The 12528-nt window shown below is 65.8% G+C and carries 6 protein-coding genes and 1 tRNA gene; 1 reads left to right on the top strand and 6 read right to left on the bottom strand.

From position 1 onward, the window contains the following. Positions 1–69 precede the first annotated feature (69 nt). The gene (locus AU187_RS19170; RefSeq protein ID WP_059102128.1) at positions 70–606 is read right to left on the bottom strand and encodes a YbhB/YbcL family Raf kinase inhibitor-like protein; all 537 of its coding nucleotides are present in this window, start codon (positions 604–606) and stop codon (positions 70–72) included. A 17-nt stretch (positions 607–623) separates the two neighbouring features. Continuing rightward, entirely contained in the window at positions 624–1967 is a 1344-nt protein-coding gene (locus AU187_RS19165) for a M20/M25/M40 family metallo-hydrolase (RefSeq protein ID WP_156442387.1), read from the bottom strand. 100 nt (positions 1968–2067) lie between these two features. On the opposite strand from AU187_RS19165, the gene AU187_RS19160 reads away from it, so the two are divergent. Further along, a tRNA-Leu gene (locus tag AU187_RS19160) sits at positions 2068–2153 on the top strand. An 82-nt stretch (positions 2154–2235) separates the two neighbouring features. On the opposite strand, the gene AU187_RS19155 is transcribed toward AU187_RS19160, so the two are convergent. The 4 genes from AU187_RS19155 to AU187_RS19140 form a co-directional block, all read right to left on the bottom strand. Continuing rightward, entirely contained in the window at positions 2236–6183 is a 3948-nt protein-coding gene (locus tag AU187_RS19155; protein WP_172800309.1) for a bifunctional nitrate reductase/sulfite reductase flavoprotein subunit alpha, read from the bottom strand. A 5-nt stretch (positions 6184–6188) separates the two neighbouring features. Next, positions 6189–7619, bottom strand: coding sequence for a nitrate/nitrite transporter (locus AU187_RS19150; protein WP_082683732.1), 1431 nt, complete (start codon positions 7617–7619; stop codon positions 6189–6191). A 142-nt stretch (positions 7620–7761) separates the two neighbouring features. Beyond that, positions 7762–9159, bottom strand: a complete 1398-nt coding sequence (locus AU187_RS19145; RefSeq protein ID WP_059102125.1) for an HNH endonuclease signature motif containing protein — start codon at positions 9157–9159, stop codon at positions 7762–7764. Positions 9160–9193: 34 nt separating this feature from the next. After that, a complete protein-coding gene (locus tag AU187_RS19140) occupies positions 9194–12481 on the bottom strand; it encodes a helix-turn-helix transcriptional regulator (protein WP_059167175.1) in 3288 nt (1095 codons plus the stop codon). Positions 12482–12528: the final 47 nt, after the last annotated feature.

The raw sequence follows: 12528 nt of genomic DNA, 5'->3' as shown, positions 1-12528 counted from the left end.
GGAAAAGCCAGTCATGCAGGTAATCGAAGCGCGCAGAGCGGATTTCGCTACTTATGCGCTACTTCTGCGCTACTTCTGCTCATAAGTGCCATGGATCAGCGCCCGCGCGATCGCGTGTTGGAAAAGGTTGAAACCGAGATAGGCCGGCGTCGCATCCTCGGGCAGATCGAGTTTTTCGACGTCGACGGCATGCACGGCGACGAAGTAGCGGTGCACACCATGCCCGGGCGGCGGGGCGGCGCCGATGAAGCGCTTGAGCCCGGCGTCGTTGCGCAGCGTGAGCGCATCGCCCGGGAATCCGCTACTGCTGCCGTCGCCCACACCGGCGGGCAGTTCGGTCACGGTGGCGGGCAGGTTCGCCACCGCCCAGTGCCAGAAGCCGGAGGCGGTCGGGGCGTCGGGGTCGTACACGGTGACGGCGAAGCTGCGGGTCTGCTCGGGGAAACCCGACCACGTCAGGTGCGGCGATACGTCGCTGCCTCCGGCGCCCATGATGCCGCTGACCTGGTCGTTGCCCCACGCCTGGCCGTCGTTGAACGTGTCGGAAGTGAGCGTGAACGACGGCAACTCGGGGAGGAACTCGTACGGGTTGTAGTCAAATGCCATGACTCGTCCTTTCTGGGTCAGCAGTGCAACAGGAAGTGCTCGAGGACCTGGGTACCGAACTTCAACGCGTCAACGGGTACCCGTTCGTCGACGCCGTGGAACAACGCGGTGAAGTCCAAGTCCGGCGGCAGTTGCAGCGGCGCGAAGCCGAAGCAGCGGATTCCCAACTGCGCGAACGCTTTTGCGTCCGTGCCACCGGAGAGCATGTACGGCACTATGCGGGCGTCGGGATCCACCGACAGGATCGCACCGTTCATCGCGTCGACCAGGTCGCCGTCGAAGGTGGTCTCATACGACGGCAGCTCGGTGATCCATTCGCGGGTGACGTGGGGCCCGATCAGCTTGTCGACCTCCCGCTCGAAGGCGGCCTGGCGGCCCGGCAGGATGCGGCAGTCCACCACCGCTTCCGCGGACGCCGGGATGACGTTGGCCTTGTATCCCGCCTTGAGCATCGTCGGGTTGGCGGTGTCGCGCAGCGTGGCGCCGACAACGCGCGCGATCGGGCCCAACTTGGCGATCGCGCCGGGCAGATCCGGCGAGTCGATGTCGAACGAGTACCCGGTCTCCTCGGTGACTGCCTGCAGGAACTGGCCGACGGCGTCGGTCATCACCAGGGGGAACTCGTGGCGGCCCAGCTTGGCGACCGCCTCCGCGACCGCGGTGACGGAGTTGCTGTCGTGGATCATCGAGCCGTGGCCGGCGTGGCTGCGCGCGGTCAGCTTCATCCACATCATCGACTTCTCGGCCGTCTCGACCAGGTAGAGGCGTCGCTCACCACCGTCTTTGCGTGGCACGGTCAACGAGAAGCCGCCGACCTCGCCGACCGCCTCGGTGACGCCCTCGAAGAGGTCGGGCCGGTTGTGCACCAGCCAGTGCGAACCGAACTTGCCCCCGGCCTCCTCGTCGGACAGGAACGCGAAGATCAGGTCGCGCGGAGGAGTGATTCCGGCGCGCTTGAAGTGCCGTGCGATCGCGATCAGCATGCCGCACATGTCCTTCATGTCGACGGCGCCGCGGCCCCACACGTAACCGTCGGTGACGGCGCCGGAGAACGGGTGCACACTCCAGTCGGACGCCTCGGCCGGCACCACGTCGAGGTGGCCGTGCAGCAACAACGCGCCACGCGAACGGTCGGCGCCCTCCAGCCGGGCGAACAGGTTGCCGCGGCCCGGAGCTCCCGCCTCGACGTACTCGGTCGCGTATCCGACTTCCTCGAGTTGCTCGCCGACCCAGCGCGCGCATTCTGCCTCGCCCTTCGTGGTGGCGGGGTCGCCGGTGTTGGACGTGTCGAACCGGATCAGCGTGCTGACGAGGTCGACGACCTCGGCCTCGGCATTGACAGGACCAGTCACAGTGCTAATGGGTAGTGCTCCTCTCGTCCGCCACCATTCGTACCATTGACGTGGCTGCTGGGTTTGGGTCCGGCCTCGGTGATCCGATAGCCTTAGCTGCCCACAACAGGTCCGAGTGGCGGAATGGCAGACGCGCTAGCTTGAGGTGCTAGTGCCCTATTAACGGGCGTGGGGGTTCAAGTCCCCCCTCGGACACACGACTGAGTCGAGCGATATGGATGCTCGCATTCATATCCGAACCGATGAGTGTGTTGAGCGAAGCCGCGATCACGCCAGGTCAGTACACGTCGCGGACGTAGCGCTTCTCGGCGACCAGTTCGCGTTTGTAGTCGTGGGCCTGCTCGTGCGACATCCCGCCGTGTCTCTCGATGATCGTGGTCAGTGCGGCGTCCACGTCGCGGGCCATGCGGGTGGCGTCGCCGCAGACGTAGAAGTGCGCCCCGTCGTCGAGCCAACGCCAGATCTCGGCGCCGCGGTCGAGCATTCTGTGCTGGACGTACACCCGCGACTTCTGGTCACGCGAGAACGCGAGGTCCAACCGGTCCAGGAGGCCGTCGCGGGCCATGTCCTCGAAATCGTCGCGGTAGTAGTAGTTCTGGCTGCGGTGCTGCTCACCGAAGAACAACCAGTTGGGGCCGCGGTGGCCGAGGGCGCGTCGTTCCTGCAGGAACCCGCGGAACGGCGCCACCCCCGTGCCCGGGCCGACCATGATCATCGGGACCGCGCCGTCCTCCGGCGGGCGGAAGTGCGGGGAGCGTTGCAGAAATACCGGTGCCGACGAGGCGCGGTCGGCGAGGAACGTCGAGCAAACCCCACCGCGCCGGCCGCCGTGGACGCTGCGGTAGCGCACCACCGACACCGTCAACTGCACTTCGTGCGGGCTGACCAGCGGGCTAGACGAGATCGAATAGCTGCGCGGGGTCAGCCGGACCAGCACCTCGCGCCATTCGTCCGGGTCGGCGTGCACGACGAACTCCTGGACGAGGTCGAGCCCGTTGCGGCCCCGCAGCCACTTGTCCAGCTTGGCTCTGGGCGCCAGCAACGATTTGGCGTCGCGGCTGTGTTCGGCGATGAAGCGCAGCAGGTCCGGTGTGACGCGGCAGAAGTCGTAGTGCGACAGCAGCGCATCGCGCAACGGCTGCTCGGTGCCGTCCACCTCGACCACGTGCTGACCCGGCATCCCGGTGGCCGCCAGCCACGCGTCGACCACCAGGGGATCGTTGGTGGGGCACACTCCCAGCGAATCTCCCGCGGCATAGCTGATCTCGTGCTGGGAAATGTCGAAGCCCAACTGGCGCACTTCTTTCCGCGATGCCGATCCGGTGAGGACCGCGTTCCTCGACAGCGGGGCGACGATGGGCCGCGCGCGGGTGAACGGCTGCGCGATAGTGGCGGGCCGCGCGAGGATCGAGACACTTCCGGCGGCGGGTGACGGTGTGATGCCGGGGTTGAGCAACGCGGTCAGGTCGTCGGCCCATCGCTGCATGGGCTCGTCGTCGTAGGCCTCGCACTCGGCGCGGTCGAGCAGGCGGGTGGCGCCGAGGTCGGCCAGCTTGGCGTCGAGCGCCCTGGCGTGCCCGCAGAAGTTGTCATACGACCGGTCGCCGATGCCCAGCACCGCGTACCGCACACCCGTCAGCGCGGGCGCCTCCGTCCCCTCCAGGCGGTGCCAGAAGCTCGCGCCGTTGTCGGGCGGCTCACCGTCGCCGAAGGTACTCGTGACGACCACCACGTCGTGGGCCGCGGCCAGGTCGGCGGGCGCCATGTCGTCCATGTTCACCAGCTGCGCCCCGTCGAGCCGGTCGGCCAGGCGCGCGGCGAAGTCCTGCGCGGTTCCGGTCTGCGAGGCCCACAGCACGAGCGGCCCGTCACCCGAGTGCGGCCGCACCGGATCCTCGGCCGGCCGGCGCGACTGCGTGGCGAGCAGACCATTGATCCACTGGCGCGCCTCGGTGCTCAACGGCGCAGAAACCGGCAGTGTCGGCACATCGGACTGAGCCTCGGTCAGGCCACTGAAGAACCCGGCGACATAGAGCGATTCGTGTTCGGTGAGTGTCGGCGAAGGGACCGGCCGCAGGCTGACCGCGCAGGCTTTGAACTCCGGCTGCAGCGAGTCGGGGTCGACGGCGTCGTTGGTCAGCGCGTTGACGGTGAGATCCACGCCGTGGTCGTCGTTCCAGTGGAACGGCGCGAAACAACTACCCGGTCGCACCCGGTCGGTGACGACTGCGGGCAGCACCGCACGGCCGCGCCGCGACGCGAGCTCGACGCGCTGACCGTCGTCGATGCCGAGCGTCAGCGCATCGTCGGGGTGGATCTCGACGAACGGTCCGGCGTCGAGCTTGTTGAGGGTGTCGACCAAACCCGTCTTGGTCATGGTGTGCCATTGATGTTGCAGCCGACCTGTGTTGAGCACCAACGGATAATCGTCGTCGGGCAGTTCGCGCGGGTCCATGTGCGGTCGGGCGTGGAACACGGCGCGGCGCGACGGCGTCGGGAACGCGAGGCGCGGAGCGTTTCCGTGCTCGTCGACGAAGTACTCCTGGCTGACCCCGTCGTTGAGGTAGCGCACGGGGTGCCGGTCCGCCTCGTCGTCCGGCGGGCAGGGCCACTGCACCGGTGTCTGGCGTAGCCGTGCATAGCTGACGCCGCGCAGGTCGTATCCGGTCTTGGGGTTCCAGAACCGTCGGATCTCGTCGAAGATCTGCTCGCTGGACGTGTAGGAGAAGTGGTCGCCGAACCCCATGTGCGCGGCCACCTGACAGATCAACTGCCAGTCCGGGCGGGCCTGTCCCACCGCTGGAATCGACTGTTGCAGCAACGTCAGGTTGCGTTCGGAGTTGACCATCACCGCGTCGGACTCCGCCCACAGCGCGGCAGGCAGCACGATGTCGGCGTAGGTGTTGGTCGCCGTCGTGCGGTAGGCGTCCTGGGTGACGACCAGATCGGCCGCCTCCAGCCCGGCGATCACGGTCGACCGGTTGGCCACCGTGGCAACGGGATTGGTACAGATGATCCAGCACGCCTTGACTTCGCCGTCGGCGAGCTGACGGAACATGTCGATGGTGCCGGGGCCGACGTCGGAACGGATGGTGCCGGGCGGCAGGTTCCACTGCTCCTCGACGAATGCACGATCCTCTGCCGAGGTCACCGAGCGCTGGCCGGGCAATCCCGGTCCCATGTAGCCCATTTCGCGTCCGCCCATCGCGTTGGGCTGTCCGGTCAGCGACATCGGTCCGCTGCCCGGTCGGCAGATCGCGCCGGTGGCCAGGTGCAGGTTGCAGATCGCGTTGGTGTTCCACGTGCCGTGGGTGCTCTGGTTGAGTCCCATGGTCCAGCAACTCAGCCACTCCCCCGCATCGGCGATCATGCGTGCGGCGGTCCGGATGTCGGCCTCGGCGAGGCCGGTGCTGGCTGCGACGCGTTCGGGGGTGTAATCGGCGAGGAACGCCGGCATCGTGTCCCAGCCGTCGGTGTGCTCGTTGATGAAATCCCGGTCGATGTCGCCGTTCTCGACCAGTAGATGCAGCAGGCCGTTGAGCAGCGCCAGGTCAGTGCCGGGTTTGATCTGGAGGAACAGGTCGGCGCGTTCGGCGGTGGTGGTCCGGCGGGGGTCGACGACGATCAGCTTGGCTCCGGCCTTGAGCCGGTCGACCATCCGCAGGTACAGGATGGGGTGGCAGTCGGCCATGTTCGAGCCGATGACGAAAAACAAGTCGGTGCAGTCGAAGTCGCTGTACGACCCCGGCGGGCCGTCGGCACCCAGCGATTGCTTGAACCCGGTGCCCGCGCTCGCCATGCACAGCCGTGAATTCGACTCGATGTGCACGGTGCGCAGGAAGCCTTTGGCCAGTTTGGTCGCCAGATACTGAGCCTCGATGGACATCTGCCCCGACACGTACAGCGCGACGGCGTCCGGCCCGTGCTCGTCGGCGATGGCTCGCAGCCGCCGACCCGCCTCGGCGACCGCGTCGTCGACGGGCGTGGGAACCAGTTCCTCGTCCCGGGTGGGCCGCAGGAACGCCGATGTCAGCCTGCCAGCATCGGCGCGCATCATCTCGGCGTGGGTGGCGCCCTTGGTGCACAACCTGCCGAAGTTGGCCGGGTGCAACTTGTCTCCGGCCACTCGCGCGATGACTGGTCTGCCGGTCTCGCGGTCGGTCGTGGTGTGCACCTCGATACCGCAGCCAACGCCGCAGTAGGAGCACGCCGTCCGGGTCACCATGGGCGTCAGGCCGGCACCGGCGATGCCGCGCTGTCGAACTGCTCGCCGGCGCGGGCCCGCGGGGTTTGCATGCGTAGGAACACGAACCAGGTGACGATCGCGCAGATCACGTAAAAGGCGAGGAACACCCAGAAGGCGTTGGTCGCGGACTTGGCATCGCTGACGTAGGAGGCGCGCAGCACGACGTTGATGAACACGCCCCCGAGAGCGCCGATGGCCCCGGCGAAACCGATCAGCGCGCCGGACATGCTGCGGGACCAAGCGGCTTTCTCGTCGCGGCTCCAGTCATCGCGGCCTTGCGCCTTGGCCTCGAAGATCGACGGGATCATCTTGTAGGTCGAGCCGTTGCCGAGTCCCGAGAGGATGAACAGCAGGATGAATCCGATGACGTAGGCGATCATCTGACCGCTTGACGGAGCTCCAGTGGCGCCGTCATCCAGGGTCCCCGCGGTCACCAGGACGCCGGCGGCGAAAATCATTGCCACGAAGGTGTAGAGCGTGATCTTGCCGCCGCCGATTCGGTCGGCCAGCTTGCCGCCGAACGGCCTGCAGATCGAGCCGAGCAGCGGGCCGATGAACGCGATCTCCGCGGCGTGCAGCGACGCCTCAGCCGGGGTGTCGCCGGCGGCGAGGAAGTTGATCTGCAGCACCTGACCGAACGCGAACGAGAACCCGATGAACGAGCCGAACGTGCCGATGTAGAGGAAGCTCATCACCCAGGAGTGCTTGAACCGCAACGCCTCTGCCATTGCGCTGATGTTCGACCGTTGGTTGCCGAGGTTGTCCATGAACAGCGCGGCGCCCAGGGCGGCGAGCCCGATCAGCACGAGGTAGATGGCGCAGACGACTTCGGCTGCGGTGTTGCTGACAGTGGCGATCACCAGCAGGCCGACGAGCTGCATGACCGGGACGCCGATGTTCCCGCCGCCTGCGTTCAGGCCGAGCGCCCAGCCCTTGAGCCGCTGCGGGTAGAACGCGTTGATGTTGGTCATCGACGAGGCGAAGTTGCCGCCGCCGAAACCGGCGAAGGCCGCGACGATCATGAACGTGGTGTACGAGGTGTCGGGGCGCTTCATCGCCCACAGCGTCAGCAGCGCAGGGATGAGCAGCAGCAGGGCGCTGACGATGGTCCAGTTGCGGCCGCCGAACTTGGCCGGGGCGACGGTGTACGGGATGCGCATCGCCGCTCCCACGAGCGTGGGCACTGCGACCAGATAGAACTTGCCCGCGGCGTCGATGCCGTAGACGTCCTGCGGCATGAACAGCACCATCACCGACCAGATCGACCACACCGAGAAGCCGACGTGCTCGGCGAAGATCGACCAGATCAGGTTGCGCTTGGCGATCTGCTTGCCACCGGATTCCCACGCTTCGACGTCTTCGGCGTCCCAGTTTTCGATCGTGCGGCTGCGGCGCAAAGTCTTCACGGGCACCAGAGTCGCGTGAGCCCATTCCGCATCCGTTGCACGGTCGTGTCGGAAACGTCAACACCCCCTCACATAGGCACCGCATGCACGTCGGGACCGCTGAAACGCACCGGAAACAAATGTGGCGTGGGTTACGTCGGCTGACAGGCGATCAGAACGGTGGCGGGTCCGCGGCATAGCGTGCGGCGTTGATCGCGCGCTCCCGTTGGATGCGATACGCCCGCTCTTGGGCGCGGGTGCGTTTTCGCTTTGGCATCGCCACACCACGCCACTCACCTGGCGGCGGACCGGTACTCAGGGTGAGGGCGCCGGTGGGCGCCGCGAGTTGCGAGAACAACTGCGCGCCCAGCGGTTCGGTGAGGTGGACTCGGCCGCTGGGCGAAGTGTAAACGATTGTGCCATCAGGTAACTGTTGCTCGCTCCATCCACCGGGTCCACAGTGGAAGGTCTTCATCAGGTGGTGAAAGCGGCAATAGCAGGCGTTGTTCGACGGATGTGTCAGTCCTGACGGGTAAGGCACGGTGTGGTCGATGTCGGCTTTCCAGGCCGGCTTGTCGCATCCGGGCCATCTGCAGGTCAGATCACGGCAGCGGACGAAGTCGGCCAACGCGGCCGACGGCCGGTATCGAGGTTCGGCGACCGAGTCCTTCGGCACGCTCAGGGGTTTGAGCTTGGCGGTCGCGGCCATTTCGCGCACTAACGGCGCCGGCACCGGACCGAAGTTGGCCACATACCCGGGGGTGTCCTTCTCACCGGTGAGCGTCGCGGCCTCGGCGATCACGTGAATCACCACACCCGACGACCCGGCCGGGCCGTCGGACGCGGCGGCACACCGCTGCTTTTCGCACCTGCACGCCATGGTGGTCTCTCCGGCGACCAGGGCCATCACCGCATCCGAGCGGCGTTGCCGCGCGGTGCGCGGATCGTCTCGGCAGACTGTGGTCGCCAGCTGGTTGAGTTTCTCGTCCAGGGCGGCGCCGTCGGCAACGCGCAGCTTGCCCTCGAGATTGGCCGTTCCGTACTGATCGGGGGTGATCTCGATATAACGGTCGTCGTCGCGCTCCTTGGCAACGCGCAACGCTTCGGGATCGACATCGAGCACCATCCAGTCGACCAGCTGGGCAATTTTGGCGTCGGACAACTTGTTCCACGACGACGCCTGATGCGCCACCATCTCGTCGATCGCGGCGATGGCCTGCTCATCGATGATCAATCCGCACCGGAAGTCGATGATCCTGATCACCCGGAAATCCACCCGCCCCGCGAGGAAGACCTCGCCCAGCCGCGGCATCTCCTCGATAAGCGTTCGGCCGTAATCGATCAGCGAGGACGCGCGTCGACGGGTCACTCCGAGTTCGGCCGCGACTTCGGAAGCGATGACATCCCAGTCGTCGATGCACCAGTTCTCGTGCGTATTGCCCATCGCGGCGAAGCGCTGCAAACCGAACCGGCCTGCGGCGAAAATCTTTCGAGCGATGGCGACGCGTTCGGCATGCTGGGCATCCCGTATCGCGTCGAGCAACCCCGCATCGCTCTCGGATTCAAACATGTGTTCGAGTGTATCTGGACCCACCGACGTCCGGTCAGGGTTGGCGAGCAGCCTCCTGCGCCAGCGCCACACGCGAGGTGAGTCCCAGCTTGGCGTACACATGCGTCAGATGGGTCTGCACCGTGCGGTGCGAGACGAACAGACGCGCGGCAATGTCCTTGTTCCCCAGCCCTTCGGAGACCAACCGGACGACGTCTAGCTCCGTCGGGGTCAATGATGCCCAACCGCTGGACGGGCGCTTGCGCTCACCGCGCCCGCGTTGCGCATACGCAATCGCCTCTTCGGTCGAGAGAGCCGAGCCCTCGTCCCACAGCGCGTGAAACTCGTCCTCTCCCAGAGCTTCACGAAGATGCGTGACCAACGCCGTATAGGCAGTGTCATACACCGGGAATCTGACCAGACCCGTTCGCTGCCGCATGGCGTAGGCCGCGCCCAATAACCGCGCGGCTTCACGGTGATCGCCCGTCTTGCCCGTCACTTCGCCCAGAATTTCGAAAGCCTCGGGAGCGATTTGGTACGCCTGGTGGCCGGCGGCGCATGCGAGCGCCTGATGTAGATCACTCTGTGCCAACTCCAACTCGCCCTGCGCGCTGGCAACCCGAGCACGCGACACCAACGCTTTCGCGAGATGCCAGCCCATCATCACGGCCACATTGGCGTCGGCCCACTTCCTGGCCGCGGGCAAGTCCCGTCGCGCGAGTTCGAGCTCCGCCAGCGGAAGAACGTTCGCGATGGCCGTTTCGGGTTGGGCACTGATCCGTTGCCACGCCAACTCGCACGCCTCTGCGGCGGCGACCAAGTCTCCTTCGGCGAATGCCGCGAGCGCCAGCGGCGCATAAGCCCACGGTTCAAGATAGGGCCCCAGTCTTGGCGTTGCTGCCACGGCCTCTTCCGCACGGGCGCGACCACCGGCGATGTCTCCCCTTATGACCTGTAGGTGTCCGAGGCCGATACGCGCGAGAAAGCCGTGTATGACATCTCCGGAGGCGTCTGCTTCAACGAGGATCGATTGAAGTTCGGCGGAACTCCGGTCTGGATCGCCTTGTTGGAAAGACGCCATGGCCGGACCCCAGTACCGACAGAAACGCGAGATGAAACGGTCACCGACGGCGTCGGCCAGTAGGTAGCCTTCATCCCCCGCAGCGCGGGCGGAAATCGAGTCACCCGCGAGAGTCGCGATGTACGCCTTCCACCCGAGGATCTGACCGAGCCGCCAGTCATCGCCCAACGCCCGCGCCAATTCGAGGGCCCCCTCGATATGTGGGCGCGCTGCCTCGGCATCGAACGAGGCGGCCCCGATACAGGCTGTGAGTACGCGAACCAACAGGACAGGATCATCAACTTCTCTCGCTATCGCAAGGGCCTGTTCAGCAGTGCCGATGCCGCCGGTTGTGACAGCCCACGAACCCAATAAAGCCTGATCGGCGAGAGCGCTGGCATGGGTGACAGGCGACAGTTCAACGCCGCCGGCCACGTACTCCGCGAATCCTTGGTCGAACCATGCCAAGCCCTCTTGCACTCGACCCCGCATGAGCCAGAGCGGTTGTAGCGAGCAGGCGAGTCGTAATGCAGAGTCGACGTCAGCGCGCTCCAAGCTCCATGTGAATGCGGCGCGCAGGTTGTCGATCTCGATTTCGGCGCGTTGCAGCAACCCATCGCGGTCGGCGGTCGTAGGCGTTTCGAGCTGCACGGCCATGGCCGTGTAGTGGTCGCGGTGCCGGTCGCGGACGGTGTCGGCCTCACCTGATTCGCTCAGCTTCTCCAGCGCGTACTGGCGGACGGTCTCCAAAAGCCGATACCGCATCAGTCCGCTGGTGCTGTCGGCTGATACGAGCGACTTATCGACAAGGAGTGTGAGGAGGTCGAGCACCTGAAAGGAGGCCACCTCGCCACCGTCGGCGACAGACTGTGCAGCTTCGAGATCGAACCCGCCCATGAACGCCGCGAGCCGCCGGAACAGCACGGCCTCGGGTTGCGTCAACATTGCGTGCGACCAGTCGACGGACGCCCGCAACGTCTGCTGGCGTCGCACCGACTTTCGCGATCCTCCGGTTAACAACCGGAATCGATCGTGGATGCCGTCGAGAATCTCCGACACCGATAAGGCTCGTGCCCGGGCGGCGGCCAGCTCGATCGCAAGCGGCATTCCGTCAAGGCGCTTGCAGATTTCGCCGACGAGAACGATGTTGTCGTCGGTGGCAGTGAAGTCCGACCGCACGTGTCGAGCACGGTCGTAGAACAACTCGATGGCTTCGTCCCGCAGTGACAAGGACGGAACTCGCCACGTGAGTTCGCCTGCGACCCCGATGGGTTCGCGGCTGGTCGCCAGAAGCGTCAGCTCCGGGCACTGCTCCAAGAGAGCGACGATCAGCTCGGCACTCGCGTCGAGCAGGTGTTCGCAATTGTCGAGCAGCATCAAGCCGAGCCGTCCCACGATGGATTCGAGAATGGTCTCCAGCGTCGAGCGCCCAGGCTGATCGGGCAAGCCCATGGCGCGAACGACCGCTACTGGCACTACATCTGGGTCAGTGATCGGTGCAAGGTCGACGTACCAGATCGCGCCGGTGCTCATTGACTGCGCAACCTGTACCGCCAGGCGGGTCTTCCCGACTCCACCGGAGCCTGTCAACGTCACCAATCGGTTGTCAGCCAGAGCCTGTCGAATGTCGTCGATCTGTTTCTCGCGGCCAATGAAGCGAGTCAGTTGAGTGGGCAGGACTCGCTTCTCGACGCCATCGGCTGTCCGCAGCGGGGGAAATTCGTTTCGTAGATCGGGATGGCACAGTTGGACGACCCGTTCGGGCCGCGGGAGATCTCGCAGCGGATGGCTGCCCAGCTCGCGGAGCCACGCGTCGGCCGGCAGGTGGTCGAGCACCATCGACTCGGTCGCACTCGACAGCACGGTCTGGCCACCGTGCGCGAGATCGCGTAGCCGGGCGGTCCGATTGATAGTTGGCCCAATGTAGTTGTCCTCGTCGCGCAACTCGATCTCGCCGGTGTTGATTCCGATGCGCATCCGGATCGGCGCCAGCGGTGCCCGCTGTAACGCCAACGCGCATGCCACCGCATCGGTAGCCCGCGCGAAAGCCAGCACGAAACTGTCGCCCTCGCCTTGTTCAACTGGTCGCACGCCGCGATATGCGGCGACGAGATCGGCCAAGGTCTCGTCGAGCCGCGCGACCGCCGCCCTCATGTCGTGGGGTTGCGTCTCCCAAAGCCGCGTGGAAGCCTCGACGTCCGCCAACAGCAACGTCACCGTTCCGGTCGGAAGTCCACGCACACCAAGCTCGCTCCACTCAGTTGCGCTCATGCTAGCCAGCATGCGACGCCGTATCCGGCAAAACATCAGCGCATGCGCGTATATCTACG

Origin of the sequence: Mycobacterium sp. IS-1556 (genome assembly GCF_001499985.1) — a bacterium.
Taxonomy (GTDB): Bacteria; Actinomycetota; Actinomycetes; order Mycobacteriales; family Mycobacteriaceae; genus Mycobacterium.
Note: the sequence above shows the minus strand (reverse complement) of the source record. Positions and strands in the feature narration are given on the sequence as shown.